This is a genomic window from Arthrobacter sp. Y3221114 (assembly GCF_059092625.1).
The window spans coordinates 197,467-212,131 of record NZ_JBNHHW010000005.1 but is presented as its reverse complement, the minus strand read 5'-3'; the positions used below and the strand labels follow the sequence as shown (position 1 = coordinate 212,131).

Here is a 14,665-nt window from a genome sequence, read left to right as displayed (position 1 = left end):
GGACGCGTGCTGTCCAGTCCACTACAGACCATCCAAACAGAAAAAAGCTGAACTGTGGATTAATTCGGTGCGGCAATTCCGTATATTGCGGCTAAGTTTTTTCCACGACCCCAAAATGGGCGGCGAACAGCGGGGCGAGTTCACTGATCTGGGTGGGCGTCATTGCCGCGCCGCGCAGGCCTTCCAGCCCAGCCAGTTCGCGAATCTCCAGGCCGCGCAGGTCGACGTGCTTCAGCTTCGCCCCGGTCAGGTCGAGCCGGCGGACCCGGCTGTCTTCAAAGGCCACCCGGCGACCGGTCGCGCCGCCCAGATCCAGTTCGTCCAGGATGCAGCCGGCAAACACGACGTCCTGAAGTTCGGCTCCGCGCAGATTCACATACCCAAGTTTGCAGTTGCGGAATTCCACCGACTCCCACTCGGATTCGTAGACTTCGGCCGAGCCGAGGCGTGAACCGCCGATCACCACCCGCCGGAAGCGCGAGCGCGGCGCACTGAACTCCGGGGCATTCAGCCGCTCGAATGTTACGTCCACCAAACCGGCAGAACGCAGGTCCAGACTGTCCGCGGAAACATCCAGGAATTCGCACTCCGTTAAGGACGCACCGGCCAGCCGGAGGCCGTCCGCTCCCGCACCGGCAAACCGCTTTCCTGCCACGCGGGCCTCAGGAACCAAGGCTGATGCCTGCCCGGGAGACAGATCCCCCAGGTCCGGTGGGTCGAGGCGCGGCATGAAGTCGTCGGGTTTAGCCATCTACGGAGCATAGACGCAGTTCCGGACACAGGGCGCCCCGGCCAAAGGGGGGTCCGGACACGAATTCGGGCGGTTCTCGCTGCTTTGGGCGAACAACCGGTGCCCAAAGTCCCTGGGACGGTGTTCCATGGGCAGCATGCATCTACTCGTCCTGGGCGGCACGGCCTGGTTGGGACACGAAACCGCCGCCGCGCCGCTGCGCCGCGGCCACCGGGTCACCTGCCTGGCCCGCGGAACATCGGGGTCCTCACCGCCCGGGGCGCGGCTGGTCCGCGCGGACCGGGACGCCCCGGACAGCTTGGACACGGTCGCGGGCCAGCACTGGGATGCCGTGCTCGATGTCTCCCGGCAGCCGGGCCAGGTGGGCCGCGCCGCGGCCGCGCTGGCCGGCACTGCGGAGCACTTTGTTTTCGTGTCCTCCTGCAGCGTCTACGCCGACCACGGCACCCCGGGCGCCGACGAAACCGCCGGGCTGCTGCCGCCCTTGGCCTCGGACGTGATGACGTCTCCGGACGTCTACGGCGAGGCGAAGGCCGCCTGCGAGCAGGCGGTGCGGCGCGCCTTCGGCCCCGACCGCAGCCTGATCGTCCGACCGGGCCTCATCGCCGGTCCGGGCGATATCACCGACCGCACCGGATACTGGCCCCTGCGTTTCGCCCGGCCCGTGGCCGAGGACGGCGCCGTGCTGGTTCCCGACGCGCCGGAGTTGGGCGCCCAGGTCATCGACGTCCGGGACCTCGCCGCCTGGCTCATCGCCGCAGCCGAACAGCAACTGGCCGGTGACTTCAACGCGGTGGGCGATGCGTTTCCGTTGGCCGGGCACCTGGAAACCGCGCGCAGGGTCGCGGGCCATACCGGGCCGGTCCTGTCCCTGGGCCAGGAGGAACTGGCAGCGGCCGGCGTCAACCCCTGGGCCGGCGAGCGGTCCCTGCCGCTCTGGCTGCCGCTGCCCGAGTTCGCCGGCTTCGCCTCCCGCAGCAACGCCGCCGCCAAGGCAGCCGGCCTGGCCTTGCGCCCGCTGCAGGACACGCTGGCCGACACCTTGGCGTGGGAGCTGGCGGCCGGCGCCGACCGTCCGCGTAAGTCCGGCCTGGCGCCGGACCACGAGCGCCGGCTGCTGGCCATCGCGCACCCCTGCTCCTGAGGGTCTGACCATGGACCTCCGCCAACGCTGCGTTCGTCTCGCCAACGGAGTCCGCTTGGCGTATGCCGAGTCCGGCTCCCCGGCGGCACCCCGGTTCTGCTGGTTCCCGGCTACGGGGACTCCTGGCGGTTCTGGGTCCCGCTCTTCGGCCGGTTACCGGAATCGCTCCGGCTGATAGCGCTCAGCCCCCGCGGGCACGGCGATTCGGACAAGCCCGCCACAGGCTACCGGTTGGAGGATTTCAGCAACGACCTCGGTGACGTCCTGGACGCCCTGGCCGTCCCACGGGCCGTGATCGCCGGCCATTCCAGCGGCGGCTACGTCGCGCGGCGTTTCGCCATCGACCAGCCCGGGAGGGTCCGGGCCCTCCTGCTCATCGGCTCCCCGCTGAGCCTGCACCAGCGACGCGCGCCCTTTGCCCCCACGATCGAGGCGTTCCGCGATCCCATCCACCCCGCCGACGTCCGCGCCTTCGTGGAGTCCTTCACTCTGCTGGCTGACCCCGGCCCGGCCGTCCGGGAGGCGGTGCTGGCGGACGCGCTCAAAATCCCCGCCCGCGTCTGGCAGCAAACGCTGGCCGGCCTCGCCGAGGCCGCACCCCCGCCACCGGAGGCCGTCAGGGCACCGACCTTCGTGGTGTGGGGCGACGACGACCTGCTCAGCGCCGCCGAGCAGAACGTGCTCGCCGACGCCATCCCTTCCGCCCGGCGCAACCACTATCCCCGGGTTGGGCACACGGTCCTCTGGGACGCCCCCGAGCGCGTCGCCGAGGACTTGCTGACCCTCGTCACGGACAGCGGGAGCAATCCTTGAGACGCCCGGGACACGGTTGTAGCGTGGCAGGCAGCAGGCCTACCGCACCGCTGCCCAAGGAGGCACGCCGTGACCATTCCACCGCCGCCGGAGCCGGCACACGATCCGAACGAGCCGGGACCCAGGCACCCGTTCCCGCCGGAGCCGAATCCGCATCCCTTCGCGCCGCCCAGGCCCGAACGGCCCGAGCCGACCCCGGACCCCTACGCGCCGCCCGCCCCGGAACGGCCGGAGCCGCCCCCGGACCCGGGCCCACAGCCCCTTCCGCCGCAACCGCAGCCTGGCCCCTTCCCCGACCCGGGGCCGATCCTTCCGCCGAGAAGGCCTTAGCATCCGGCCGGTTGGCCTCGGCGGCGCCCCGCAACACAGCCGGGTTTGCGCGCCCGGCCGCCATAGAATGAACGCGTGACCGCTACCCTTCTGCGCGCATGAGTTCGCGCCTGCACAGCCTCGTCATCGAGACGCTCGGCAAGCGCATCGTCTCCGGTGAGCTGGCGGCCGGCGCCACCGCGCATGCCGAGCAGTTCGAGGCCGAGCTTGGCGTTTCCCGTTCCGTGCTGCGCGAGGCCGTGCGCGTGCTGCAGTCGCTGGGGCTGGTCGAGTCGGTCAAGCGCATCGGCATCCGGGTACTGCCGCCGGAGCATTGGAACAAGTTCGACCCCTCGGTGATCCGCTGGCGCCTGGCCGGGGACGGCAAGGGCGTCCAGCTGCGCTCGCTGACCGAGCTGCGCTCCGCCGTCGAACCGGCCGCCGCCGAACTGGCCGCGCAGCATTCGCCGCAGGAGATATCGGCGGAGCTCATGGCCGTCGCGGCGAAGATGCGGGCCGTGGGACGGGCCGGCGACCTGCAGCAGTTCCTGGAGCTGGACATCCACTACCACACGCTGGTGCTGGCGGCCTCCGGCAACGAGATGTTCGCGCAGATGCACTCGATGATCGCCGAGGTGCTGCGCGGCCGCACCGATTACGGGCTGATGCCCGCGCACCCGCACGAAGAAGCGCTGCAATTGCACGTCGACGTCGCGGACGCCATCCAGTCCGGCCGCCCGGAAGCGGCCCGGGCGGCCATGGACCAGATCATGCGGCGGACCGTCGAGGAAGTACGCAGCGTCTGGGAGTCCGAGCCGCGACTGTTCGAAGCCGCCGGCGCCGCACCGGCGGCTACTCCGCGTCGCTGAACCGCAGCAGCACCTTGCCGCTCTGCGACGAGTCCCGCGCCATGCCGAACGCCTCCAGGGCGTCGGCCGCGGCGTATTCGTGCGTCGTCACGGGGTCCGCGTAGAGGGAACCGTCGGCCAGCGCCGCGATCACTTCGTCGATCTCGTCGTTGAAGCGGAAGGAACCCACCAGCTCGAGCTCGCGGGTGATCGCCAGCGAGATCAGCGCAGGCTGCTCACCCGAGGGCAGCAGTCCCACCATCACCACGCGGCCACCCCGGGCCGCACCGCGCACGGCCGACGCCAAGCCGTGATGGTTGCCCGACGACTCCAGGCAGATGTCTGCCTCCACTCCGGCGATCGCCTCCGCATCGGTCGCCAGCAGCGTGCGGCTGGCACCGACTTCACGGGCGATGTCCAGCGGCTTTTCGTGCATGTCGACGGCGACGATCTCGGCCGCGCCGGCCCGCTTCAGCACCGCGATGATCAGGGCGCCGATCGGACCGCAGCCGATGACCAGCGCCCGCTTGCCGGCCACGTCTCCGGCGCGCGCGACGGCATGCCAGGCCACGCTGGCCGGCTCCACCAGGGCGGCCCGCCGCAGCGGCAGTTTGGCGGGCAGCTCCCGCAGCATCCGCGTGGGCAGGTTGATGTAGCGGGCGAACGCGCCTTCGGTGTGCGGGAAACGTGCGGCGCTGCCCAAGTACGTGCAGCCGGGCGAGAGGTTCGGGCGGTCCTCCGGATACCTGGATCCGTCACCCGGTCCGGGCGTCGCCGGATGCACGGCGACGGCGGTGCCCGCCGCCGGTCCGCTGCCATCGGCCGCGGCCGCCGCCACGGTACCCACCACTTCGTGGCCCAGCAGCATCGGCGCTTTCAGGATGGACTCGCCGGCAGCGCCGTGCTGCCAGTAGTGCAGGTCGGACCCGCAGATGCCGCCGTAGGCAATCTCGACCACGGCTTCGTCCGGCCCGGCCGGCGCGAGCGCGACCGGTTCGACCCGCAGGTCACCGGCCGCGTGGGCCACAACGCCGAGGGACTGTGCTGGGAGGGAGGTCATGGAAACTGCCTTTCGATTGTGCTGCAAAACGACGACGGCGGTGGGCCGCCTTGGGTGCCTGCGCCGGCGGCCCGGGGACCGGGGCCAGCGGCACAGGCCGGTCAGACGGGTCAAACGGTCAGACCGGTCAGACGGGTCAGACGACGGTGGTCATGCCGCCGTCGATAAACACCACCTGGCCGTTCACGAAGTTGGAGGCGTCGGAGGCCAGCCAGATGGCCGGTCCCACGATGTCCTCCACGGTGCCCCAGCGGTGCGCCGGGGTGCGGCCCAGGATCCACGAGTTGAACGCCTCGTCGTCCACCAGCTTCTGGGTCATCTCGGTGTGGATGTAGCCCGGGGCGATCGCATTGATCTGCAGTCCCTGGCTGGCCCACTCGGCGGTCATCGCCCGGGTCAGGTTGCGGATGCCGCCCTTGGACGCCGTGTAGGGGGCGATGGTCGGACGGGCCAAGTCGGTCTGGACGGACGCTATGTTGATGATCTTCCCGGCGCCGCGTTCGATCATGTACCTGGCGGCCTCGCGGCCCACCAGGAACGCGCTGGTCAGGTTGGTGCGCAGCACGCGCTCCCAGTCGTCCACGTCCAGGTCCAGCATCGGCACCCGGTGCTGGACGCCGGCATTGTTGACCAGCACCCACAGGGGGCCCACTTCGCGCTCGACCCAGGCCACGCCGTCGGCCGCCGCCTTGGCGTCGGTGACGTCGAAGGCCCGGGCAAAAATACGGTCTCCGCCGAACTCGGCGGCCAGTTCCGCACGGGTGCCTTCCAGCCGTTCCTCGTCCAGCCCGTTGAGCACCACAACGGCGCCCGCGGCGGCGAGCCCGCGCGCGATCGCCTTGCCGATCCCGCGGCTGGAGCCGGTCACCAGCGCCACCCGGGAGGAAATGTCGAACAGGTTCACAGTCATTTACGCTCCAAATGCGGACGGGACGGCCGCAGCCGCCCCGTCCATGTTGTCCAAGGTTGTACTAGAAGTTCGTGGCGATCAGGTAGATGGCCAGTGCCAGGACAAAACCGACGACGCCCACCAGCGCCTGGCCCACGGTCCAGGTCTTCAGCGTGGTCTTAGTGTCCATCTGGAAGAACCGGCTGACCAGCCAGAAGCCCGAGTCGTTCACGTGGCCGGCGAACACCGAGCCGGCGGCCAGCGCCAGCACAATCGCGGCCAGTTCCACCGGGTTGAACTCGGGGTTGCCCATCACGACCGGCTGGACCAGAGCGGCCGCGGTGGTCAGCGCCACCGTTGCGGAGCCCTGCGCCACGCGGACGACGGCGGCAATCACGAAGCCGGCCACGATGATCGGCAAGCCGATAGCGTCCAGAGACTCCGCGATCGCGTTGCCGATGCCGCTCGAGCGCAACACGCCGCCGAACATACCGCCGGCGCCGGTGATCAGGATGATCGAGCAGACCGGGCCCAGTGCACTGTCCACCACGGTCTCGACGAGGCTGTGCTTCTTGCCCTGGCGGTGGCCCAGCAGCCACATGGCCAGGAGCACGGTGATCAGCAGCGCGACCGGGGTCTCACCCAGCGTGCGGAGGACCTGCACCCAGGTGTCCTCAAGCGAGACAACCTCCGCGGTAGCGAGCATGTTCAGGCCGGTGTTGAGGAAGATCAGCAGCAGCGGCAGCAGCAGCAGGAAGAAGATGGTGCCCAGCTTCGGGGAGGAGCGGAATTCGTTTTCCACCGAACCCTTCGGGGCATCGAGGATGTCCGGCACGGCGATGTTGAACCGGCGGCCCAGGAAGTGGCCGAACAGGTAGCCCACCAGGTACCAGGTCGGGATGGCAATGACCAGACCCAGAATCAGGACGAGTCCGACGTCGGCGCCCAGCAGGCCGGTGGCGGCCACGGGACCCGGGTGCGGCGGCACGAAGATGTGCATGACGGAGAAGGCGGTGGCTGCGGGGAACGCATAGGTCAGCAGCGATCCGCCCAGGCGTCGTGCCACGGTGAAAATGATCGGCAGCATGACCACGAGGCCGGCGTCGAAGAAGATCGGGAAACCGAACAGCAGCGACGCCACGGAGAGCGCCAGCGGCGCACGCTTCTCACCGAACTTGTTGATCAACGCCTGCGTCATGACGTCCGCGCCGCCGGAGACCTCCAGCATGCGGCCGAGCATGGCACCCAGGCCGACCAGCAGGGCCACGCTGGCCAAGGTTCCGCCGAAGCCGCCGAGGAGGGTCGGCATGATGTCTGCGGCCGGAATGCCGGTCGCCACTGCGGTGAGCAGGCTGACAATAATCAGCGACAGGAAGGCGTGCACGCGGAACCGCATGATCAGCACCAGCAGCAGCGCGATGGCTGCTACGGCGACAAGCAGGAGGCCCGCCGTGCCCAACGTCCAGTTGAGCTCGAGTTCGGTCATCATTGTCCTTCGTTGTATCGGACGGTCGTCCGATGGGTTATCGGCTTTCCCGTTTCAGTTTTTGGTTCAGTTGCTTCCCGCCCGCCGGCGCTAGCTTCCCGCCGAGCCGGCCGGGTCCCGCAGGTAGTTCTCCACCAGCGCCGCGATCTCCTCGGGCGAATCGGTGACGGAGACCACAAGTCCCGCCTCGTCCTCGCCGAGCGGTTCCAGCGTCTGGAACTGCGAATCCAGCAGCGTCGGAGGCATGTATTCGTGGTCGCGCCCGCTGATCCGCTCGGCAATCAGTTCCTGGCTGCCGGTGAGGTGGATGAACCGGGTCTGCCGCGCGAAGGAGCGGATGAGGTCGCGGTAGCTGCGCTTCAGCGCCGAGCATGCGACGACGGTTGAGGTTCCGTCCGCCAGTTTGTCTGCCATTACGCGGCCGATGGCGCTCAGCCAGGGCTCGCGGTCGGCGTCTGTCAGCGGGTGCCCCGAGGCCATCTTTTCCTTGTTCGCCGCGCTGTGCAGGTCGTCGCCGTCGACGAACTCCACGCCCAGGTGCTTGGCGACGGCGCTGCCCACCGTAGATTTTCCGCATCCTTGGACGCCCATGACCACCAGCGGGGGATATTGCAGAGACATGGGTCAGAACTCCTCAGACGCTTCATTACATCTGATTTGGTGACCAATCTCTCGTCAATAAATCAGATTTATCCGGATCAAGGTACCACTGGCCGAGAGGCTCCAGCAAAACCGACCCGGACCGCCGGCACGCCGGTAACGAATCAGCCCTCGCTTGGCCCCAGCCCATACCCCCGGAGGGCATCCCGAGGCTACATTTGTCTTATACGGTGTCCGGCGCGGCACCAGCTGCGGCGCCGCGGAGCCCGAGGAGGTCGGAATGTCTCTATCGGATGACGAACGGCAGCGCCTGGACAGGCTGGGGCAGCAACTGGAGAACGACGACCCCCGCCTGGCCCGTTCCCTGTCTGCCCGTGGCGTGATGGTCTTCGGCCACATCGTCGGTGCGGCGACCCTGCTCGCTTTGGCCGGCGCGCTCCTGCTGTTCATCGGCATAGCGGGCAATGCGCTGGTTCTGGCCATGCTGGGCCTGATCTGCCTGGCGGCGGGTGCCATCCGCGGCTGCGCCGATTTCGTGTCCCGCCACCGCCGCGTCTGAGAACGATCGCAGCAGCCACCCCTGGCCTGGAACAAGCCCCACCGCGGGTCCGCACTGCCGGGCCTGTGCGCCGGAGGGCGCCGCCGGAGTCCAACTTAGGTTGCACGCCCCGACCGGACGATGCGAACCACGTCACTTTCGTTACCTCGCCATGTCACAGGGACGCTGCCATAACACACCCCATCATGTACTTTTGCTCAAGCGCGTTCATCGGGAACCGTGCACCCGCACGAGAAGAATGCCGCGGACGAGTTCGATTCAAAGGTGAAAGAGGTCTCCTGTGACACAGGATCAAATGGAAGCGGTCGCAGTCGCAGCGCAGCAGCAGCCGGTCCGCAAATCGGCAGGGCATATCATTGTCGACTCATTGATGGCGCACGGCGTCGAACGAACGTACGTGGTTCCCGGCGAGAGCTATTTGGAAGTGTTGGACGGACTCCACAATTCCGGCATCGACACCATCGTCTGCCGCCATGAAGGCGGCGCGGCCTACATGGCCGAGACGGACGGAAAGATGAACCAGCGGCCCGGCATCGCCATGGTCACCCGCGGGCCCGGTGCGGCCAACGCGCATGTTGGCCTCCACACCGCCTGGCAGGACGCCACGCCCATGGTGCTGTTCGTGGGCCTGATCCCCTTCGAGCACCGTGACCGCGAAGCATTCCAGGAATTCGACATCAAATCCTGGTTCGACACCGGCGCCAAGCGGGTCATGGTGCTGGACCACCCCGAGCGGGCGTCCGAAATCGTCGCCGAGGCCATGTTTGCTGCCATGAGCGGCCGGCCGGGACCCGTCGTCGTCGGCCTCCCCGAGGATGTCATCCGCGAAGAAGTGGACGCCACGCTGCACCCGGTCATCCCCGTCGCGCAGGGCGGCATGACGGTCACGGACTGGAAGGCGCTGAAGTCCGCGCTCAAGGAAGCCGAGAAGCCGCTGTTCGTGGTGGGCGGCAATGACTGGACCCAGGAAGGGTCCAGCGCACTCACGACCTGGCTCGAGGAGCACCACATAGCGGCCGCCGTCGAATGGCGCTGCGAGGGCACCATCCCCTTCGACTCCCCCTCCTATGTGGGCCCGATCGGCTACGGCCGGCCGAAGCCCACCTACGACCTGCTCGAGGAAACCGACCTGCTGGTCTTCGTCGGCACCGTCCCGGGCGATGTCATCACCGACGGCTTCCTGGTCCGCCAGGATTGGTCCAAGAAGAACTTCCTGGTCACCATCGACCCGTCGCTGCGGGGCCGCTCCGGCCCCGTCTCCTACCAGATCGTGGCCAAGCCCGACGTCTTCGTCCGCGACCTCGTCATGATGGACCTGCCGCTGAAGGAAGAGTGGAAAGACTTCACCCAGCGCATGCGCGGCGAGCAGGTCAAGTTCGCCGCCCTGCCGCCGGCCGAGCCCACCGACGGGCCGGCGCGGATGGACACCATGATGGCCAACCTGGTCGCGGGCCTGCCGCGCGACGCCATGGTCACCCTCGGCGCCGGCGAGCACACCAACTGGGCGCACCGCTACTTCCCCACGCACGACTACGCCTCCATGCTGTCCGCACGCAACGGCTCCATGGGCTACTCCGTCCCCTCGGCCATCGCCGCCTCGCTGGCCCACCCGGGGCGTCGCGTGGTGACCATCGCCGGCGACGGCGAGTTCCTCATGAACGGCCAGGAACTGGCGACCGCCGCCCAGTACGGCGCCACCCCGCTGGTCATCGTCATGGACAACCAGGAATACGGCACCATCCGCACCCACCAGGAACGCTGGTACCCCGAGCGCATCTCCGGCACCCAGCTGAAGAACCCCGACTTCGCCTTGATGGCCCAGGCCTTCGGCGGCTTCGGGGTGAAGGTCGAGCAGGACGCCGATGTACCTGCCGCCCTCGCGGCCGCGCTGAAGGCCATCGACGAGGACAAGACCTTCGCGCTGATCCATCTGGTGGTCGAACAGCGGGTCAAGGCCTACTGAGTCCGTCAGCTGGTCGAACGCCGGTGGCCGGGGCGTGATGCCCCGGCCACCGGCGTTTACCGTGAAAAATGTTTCTCCCGAAAAATCACGAAAGCGTAACCTTTCACCCTCGCCCTTCGATTAGGCAGGTGTAAGGGCGCGCCGCGGTGGCAGCACCGCAGCCGTGCCGAGCAACCTTTTGAGGAGATCCATGTCGAACCGTTTCCGCACCCTTAGCCTGCCCGCCAAGGGAGCCGCCCTGGCCGCCGTCATCGCCGTCGGAGGCGCCGGAGCAGCCGTGGCAGCACCCGCCTTGACCGCCGCCGGCGGTTCCGAGACCGCCGTCACCACTGACGCGGTCCCGGCCACCCCGGCCGTCCCCGCCAACGAGGGTGAGATCGCAGTCCCGGCCATCCCGGCCACCCCCGCTGTGCCGGAAGTCCGGTCCGCAGCAGCAGGCGAGGCCGAGGCCGACGTCACCGCGGGCGTAGACGGAGCAGAGGCTGAGGCAGCGCTGGGTGCAGAGGCAGAGGCCGGCACCGAGGAGAACGGTGCAGCCGCCGAACTGCGTTCGGGTGCCGCCGTGGCTCCGGCTGTCCCGGCAACCCCGGCCATCCCGGGTGCCGACGGCGTGCCTGCTACTCCGGCCGTCCCTGCCGTCCCGGAGCTGCCCGTCACCGCCAACGCGGAGGCCGAGGCCGCCATCGACGCCCGCACGGAAGCCGCGGAAACCCGCGCCGAGCTCCGTGGTGCGGCTTCGGTCAAGGTAGAAGCCGGACAGTAATTCCCGCAGTACCGGGTGCGGCGCCTACACTGGTGGCGCCGCACCCGTCGCCCGCTGTCTGAAAGAACGTCGACTTGCCCCAATCACTCTCCGACGACATCGTGTTCGCGGCGCAGTCCGGAAATGCAGATGCGTTCAGCGAGATCTACGCCGCGTTGGCTCCCGGACTGAATGGTTACCTGAAGGTGCGCGGCCTGGAAGACCATGAAGGCGCCGTGCAGGAAGTATTCCTCGCCCTCTTCTCCCGGATCCAGTCGGTGCACGGCGGATTCCAGGGGCTGCGGACGCTGGCTTTCTCCATCGCCCATGCCCGCTACGTAGACGATGTCCGGCGCCGGGCCCGCCAGCCAGTGCTGTCGCCTTACGACCCGGAGGCCGATGCCCGCGCGGTCGCCTCCGCCGAAACAACTGTCCTGGATACGCTCGCGGAGAGCGATGTCGGACGCCAGCTCAAAGAGCTGAACCCGGAGCAGCAGGAAGTGCTGTTGCTGCGCGTGGTCGCCGACCTGTCGATCGAACAGGTTGCCGAAATCATGGGCCGGACCACCGGCTCCATCAAACAATTGCAGCGGCGTGCCCTGCTCAAACTCAAATCCGTTCTGGAGAGGAAGGAGGCCCTGGTATGAACAGCGCAGAGATGTCCGACGACGCCGTCCGCCAGCTGCTGGACGAATCCGGGCTGGCTCCTTCTGACCCGCTGGAGTCCTCGTTGCTGGCCCTCCGGGCCGCCGGGGAAGCCCCCGCACCGGCTCCATCGCCCGAGGTGCTGGCTTTCATGACGCCGGCTGCCGGCGTGCAGGCCGCGGGCGCACAGGTCGTGCCGCTGCGGCGTCGCCGCACGGTACGCGGCGCGCTTGTCCTCACGGCCGCGGTGGCCGCTACCGGGCTGGGAATGTCCGGCGTTGCGGCCGCCAATCCTGACTTCCGGGCAGCCGCGGACCAGGCCGTCCGGCACGTCGTCGGCTTCCTTGCCCCGTCCGACACCGGTCGACAAGGTCCCTTGGACCACGGCGTGCCCGGGGTCCCCGCCGATGTCCCCGCTGTCCAGGACGGCGAGGTCTCGGTTGAACAACACGGCTCCGGCTCGGCCGACGCCGGCACCGACGCCCCTGCCGGTCCCGCCGCCCCGGTAAGTCCTGCCGCCCCCGGGCCGCAGCCTGGGCCCCAGGCGAAGAAAACCAAGGGCTCCGATGATGCCGGCGGGCAGGATGGCAAACGTCCCCCGGGCAAGCCGTCCCGTGACGTGGTCCCCGCCGTTCCGCCGTTGGAGGGCGGGCTGCCCGAGCCGTCCCTGGGCCAACGTGAGGGCAACCCCGGCAAGGGCGCCCCGCGGGAGGACCAGGACCTGCCCGTCCCCGGTTCCGGCCACCTTCCGGCGCTCCCGGCCATCCCGTCACCGGAGCACTGACCGGCCACCGCCCGGCGCTCCCGGCGATCCCGTCACCGGAGCGCTGACCGGTCGCCACCCGGCCGGGGAATAACGACGGCGGTGCTCACGCCGGTAACGAATCCTCCCTACACAGCCTCTTTCCGCAATCGGGCGATAGTGGCAGAGTTGCGCCAAGGGGACACCGTTCTGTCGGGACGGATAGGAGGACTCATGACCGCATCGCCGCTGGTACTTGGACCGATGCTGCGCTACGTGGACCAGACGTCAGCCAGTATCTGGGTGGAGACCCGCGAAGCCGCCACCGTCGCCGTCGTGGTTCAGGGACGCAGCTGGCAGGCGGGCACGTTCTCCGTGCGCGGCCACCACTACGCGCTGGTCGAGGCGGAGGGGCTGGAGCCCGGAAGCGTTACGCCCTATCGTGTGGAGGTCGACGGCGTGCCGGCCTGGCCGGCGCCGGAGTCGCCGTACCCGGAGTCGCCGTACCCGGAGCCCGTCATCCGCACCCTCACGCCCGGACGCCCGCTCCGGCTGGCCTTCGGTTCCTGCCGCACCAGCGTCGAGCATGACGCGACCGGCAACAGGCAGCACGGCGTGGACGCGCTGCGGGCGTACGCGCTGCACCGCGCCAACGGCACGGCCCGGCCCGGGGACGGGACCGGGAGCCGCGCCGGAGACGGGACACCCGCCGGAGTGGGGACCCCCGCCGGGGCCTCGGACGGGGCCGATCCCTATGCCCTCGACGGGAACGGGACGGAACCCGGCTGGCCGGACCTGCTGCTCTTCCTGGGCGACCAGGTCTATGCGGACTCGACGTCCGAGGCGATGCAGGAGTTCATCCGCGCCCGCCGGAACATCAAGGAACCACCCGGCAAAGAGCTGAAGGACTACGCCGAGTACGCCCACCTGTACATGCTCGCGTGGTCGGACGGCGCCAACCGGTGGCTGCTGTCCACGCTGCCCAGTGCCATGATCTTCGACGACCATGATATTCGCGACGACTGGAACGCCTCGCTGACCTGGCGGCGGCAGATGGAGAAGAAGCCCTGGTGGCACGGCCGGATCGTCGCCGGCCTCGCGTCCTACTGGGTCTACCAGCATCTGGGCAACCTGTCCCCGGAGCAGCGTGCCCAGGACGAACTGTGGCAGCAGGTGGTGAACCACCCGGGCGGCGGAGAACCGGACCTCACCGACGCGCTGGAAGCTTTCGCGGAGCGGGCGGACCGGCAGCCGGACACCTACCGGTGGAGCTACACCCGCGATATCGGCGGTTCACGGCTGGTCGTGCTCGACTCCCGCGCGGCCCGTGACCTGCAACCGGAACGGCGGACGCTGCTCGACGAGGAAGAAATGGCCTGGCTGGACAGCCAACTCCAGGGCGGCTTCAAGCACCTCCTGATCGGAACCTCGCTGCCGTTCCTGCTCCCCACGGGCCTGCACCACATCGAGTCCTGGAACGAGGCGCTCAGCGAAGGCGCCTGGGGCAAGCTGCCGGCGGCCGCCGGCGAACTGCTGCGGCGTGCCGTGGACCTGGAGCACTGGGCAGCCTTCCAGCGCACCTTCCGCGAGGTGGCAGCCTTGGTGCAGGAGGTGGCCGACGGCAGACGCGGACCGGCGCCGGAGACCGTCACCTTCCTCTCGGGCGACGTCCACTTCTCGTATGTGACGGAGGTGGTGCGCGACTCGGGCAGCCGGATCGTCCAGGTCGTCTGCTCCCCCGTCCGCAACCCGCTGCCCCGCTTCCTGCGCTATTTCACCGCGGCCATGTCCTACGGCATCGCCGCTCCCGTCGGGGCGCTCGTGGCCCGCGGCGCCAAGGTTCCCAATCCGCCTTTCACGTGGAAGGGCCTCAAGCGGCCATGGTTCGACAACAACCTGGCCAGCCTGGAGGACTCCCCCGACGGCCTGAGGATCTGGTGGGAAAAGGGCGTGGTGCACGACGGCGACGATCTGCACCCGGGGCTGGAAGAGGTCGCCTCCGTGACCATCGCGCCGCAGAAGAGTCCGGTCGCGCGATAGTCCGATCGCGCGAGGAGGCATGCGGCCGGGGCCGGCGGCTGTCCGGGGCGCGCCTTACTCCCAATTACGCTGGT

At 69.0% G+C, this 14,665-nt stretch carries 14 protein-coding genes; 9 read left to right on the top strand and 5 right to left on the bottom strand.

All coding sequences use genetic code 11. From position 1 onward, the window contains the following. Nucleotides 1–91 precede the first annotated feature (91 nt). Complete coding sequence (locus AC5RV3_RS13180; protein ID WP_494122516.1) at nt 92–751, bottom strand: pentapeptide repeat-containing protein; 660 nt, start codon at nt 749–751, stop codon at nt 92–94. A gap of 127 nt (nt 752–878) precedes the next feature. Between AC5RV3_RS13180 and AC5RV3_RS13175 the strand changes: the two genes are divergently transcribed. The 3 genes from AC5RV3_RS13175 to AC5RV3_RS13165 all read left to right on the top strand — a co-directional run bounded on the left by AC5RV3_RS13175 (nt 879) and on the right by AC5RV3_RS13165 (nt 3,886). Beyond that, nucleotides 879–1,895: an NAD-dependent epimerase/dehydratase family protein gene (locus tag AC5RV3_RS13175; protein WP_494122515.1), complete on the top strand. Its 1,017-nt coding sequence runs from the start codon at nt 879–881 to the stop codon at nt 1,893–1,895. 27 nt (nt 1,896–1,922) lie between these two features. Further along, nucleotides 1,923–2,708: an alpha/beta fold hydrolase gene (locus AC5RV3_RS13170; RefSeq protein ID WP_494122566.1), complete on the top strand. Its 786-nt coding sequence runs from the start codon at nt 1,923–1,925 to the stop codon at nt 2,706–2,708. A 428-nt stretch (nt 2,709–3,136) separates the two neighbouring features. Next, the gene (locus AC5RV3_RS13165; protein WP_494122514.1) at nt 3,137–3,886 is read left to right on the top strand and encodes a FadR/GntR family transcriptional regulator; all 750 of its coding nucleotides are present in this window, start codon (nt 3,137–3,139) and stop codon (nt 3,884–3,886) included. Here the strand turns inward: AC5RV3_RS13165 and AC5RV3_RS13160 are convergent. The 4 genes from AC5RV3_RS13160 to AC5RV3_RS13145 all read right to left on the bottom strand — a co-directional run bounded on the left by AC5RV3_RS13160 (nt 3,870) and on the right by AC5RV3_RS13145 (nt 7,921). Next, nucleotides 3,870–4,925, bottom strand: a complete 1,056-nt coding sequence (locus AC5RV3_RS13160; RefSeq protein WP_494122513.1) for an L-idonate 5-dehydrogenase — start codon at nt 4,923–4,925, stop codon at nt 3,870–3,872. The two genes, AC5RV3_RS13165 and AC5RV3_RS13160, sit on opposite strands and share 17 nt — an antisense overlap. A 136-nt stretch (nt 4,926–5,061) precedes the next feature. Continuing rightward, on the bottom strand, nt 5,062–5,835 hold the full coding sequence (locus tag AC5RV3_RS13155) for an SDR family oxidoreductase (RefSeq protein WP_494122512.1): 774 nt from the start codon (nt 5,833–5,835) through the stop codon (nt 5,062–5,064). 61 nt (nt 5,836–5,896) lie between these two features. Further along, nucleotides 5,897–7,303 carry a GntP family permease gene (locus AC5RV3_RS13150; protein WP_494111717.1) on the bottom strand — a complete coding sequence of 469 codons (1,407 nt, stop codon included), beginning with the start codon at nt 7,301–7,303 and terminating at the stop codon, nt 5,897–5,899. Nucleotides 7,304–7,390: 87 nt separating this feature from the next. After that, a complete protein-coding gene (locus AC5RV3_RS13145) occupies nt 7,391–7,921 on the bottom strand; it encodes a gluconokinase (RefSeq protein ID WP_494122511.1) in 531 nt (176 codons plus the stop codon). Between the two features lie 259 nt (nt 7,922–8,180). Between AC5RV3_RS13145 and AC5RV3_RS13140 the strand changes: the two genes are divergently transcribed. The 6 genes from AC5RV3_RS13140 to AC5RV3_RS13115 all read left to right on the top strand — a co-directional run bounded on the left by AC5RV3_RS13140 (nt 8,181) and on the right by AC5RV3_RS13115 (nt 14,591). After that, nucleotides 8,181–8,459 (top strand): DUF3040 domain-containing protein, encoded by a 279-nt coding sequence (locus tag AC5RV3_RS13140; protein ID WP_494111715.1) that lies wholly within the window; start codon nt 8,181–8,183, stop codon nt 8,457–8,459. 295 nt (nt 8,460–8,754) lie between these two features. Next, entirely contained in the window at nt 8,755–10,422 is a 1,668-nt protein-coding gene (locus tag AC5RV3_RS13135; protein ID WP_494122565.1) for a thiamine pyrophosphate-dependent enzyme, read from the top strand. Between the two features lie 190 nt (nt 10,423–10,612). Next, on the top strand, nt 10,613–11,185 hold the full coding sequence (locus AC5RV3_RS13130; RefSeq protein WP_494122510.1) for a hypothetical protein: 573 nt from the start codon (nt 10,613–10,615) through the stop codon (nt 11,183–11,185). A 74-nt stretch (nt 11,186–11,259) separates the two neighbouring features. Then, a complete protein-coding gene (locus AC5RV3_RS13125; RefSeq protein ID WP_494122509.1) occupies nt 11,260–11,811 on the top strand; it encodes an RNA polymerase sigma factor in 552 nt (183 codons plus the stop codon). Beyond that, nucleotides 11,808–12,593, top strand: coding sequence for a hypothetical protein (locus AC5RV3_RS13120; RefSeq protein WP_494122508.1), 786 nt, complete (start codon nt 11,808–11,810; stop codon nt 12,591–12,593). The genes AC5RV3_RS13125 and AC5RV3_RS13120 overlap by 4 nt, the downstream gene beginning before the upstream one ends. A gap of 192 nt (nt 12,594–12,785) precedes the next feature. Then, nucleotides 12,786–14,591 (top strand): alkaline phosphatase D family protein, encoded by a 1,806-nt coding sequence (locus AC5RV3_RS13115; RefSeq protein ID WP_494122507.1) that lies wholly within the window; start codon nt 12,786–12,788, stop codon nt 14,589–14,591. Nucleotides 14,592–14,665: the final 74 nt, after the last annotated feature.

Coding starts and splice junctions, on each gene's coding strand:
- AC5RV3_RS13145 (WP_494122511.1), bottom strand. CDS start 7,921: ATGTCTCTGCAATATCCCCCGCTGGTGGTCATGGGCGTCCAAGGATGC.
- AC5RV3_RS13130 (WP_494122510.1), top strand. CDS start 10,613: ATGTCGAACCGTTTCCGCACCCTTAGCCTGCCCGCCAAGGGAGCCGCC.
- AC5RV3_RS13135 (WP_494122565.1), top strand. CDS start 8,755: ATGGAAGCGGTCGCAGTCGCAGCGCAGCAGCAGCCGGTCCGCAAATCG.
- AC5RV3_RS13165 (WP_494122514.1), top strand. CDS start 3,137: ATGAGTTCGCGCCTGCACAGCCTCGTCATCGAGACGCTCGGCAAGCGC.
- AC5RV3_RS13175 (WP_494122515.1), top strand. CDS start 879: ATGGGCAGCATGCATCTACTCGTCCTGGGCGGCACGGCCTGGTTGGGA.
- AC5RV3_RS13150 (WP_494111717.1), bottom strand. CDS start 7,303: ATGATGACCGAACTCGAGCTCAACTGGACGTTGGGCACGGCGGGCCTC.
- AC5RV3_RS13140 (WP_494111715.1), top strand. CDS start 8,181: ATGTCTCTATCGGATGACGAACGGCAGCGCCTGGACAGGCTGGGGCAG.
- AC5RV3_RS13115 (WP_494122507.1), top strand. CDS start 12,786: ATGACCGCATCGCCGCTGGTACTTGGACCGATGCTGCGCTACGTGGAC.
- AC5RV3_RS13160 (WP_494122513.1), bottom strand. CDS start 4,925: ATGACCTCCCTCCCAGCACAGTCCCTCGGCGTTGTGGCCCACGCGGCC.
- AC5RV3_RS13155 (WP_494122512.1), bottom strand. CDS start 5,835: ATGACTGTGAACCTGTTCGACATTTCCTCCCGGGTGGCGCTGGTGACC.
- AC5RV3_RS13120 (WP_494122508.1), top strand. CDS start 11,808: ATGAACAGCGCAGAGATGTCCGACGACGCCGTCCGCCAGCTGCTGGAC.
- AC5RV3_RS13180 (WP_494122516.1), bottom strand. CDS start 751: ATGGCTAAACCCGACGACTTCATGCCGCGCCTCGACCCACCGGACCTG.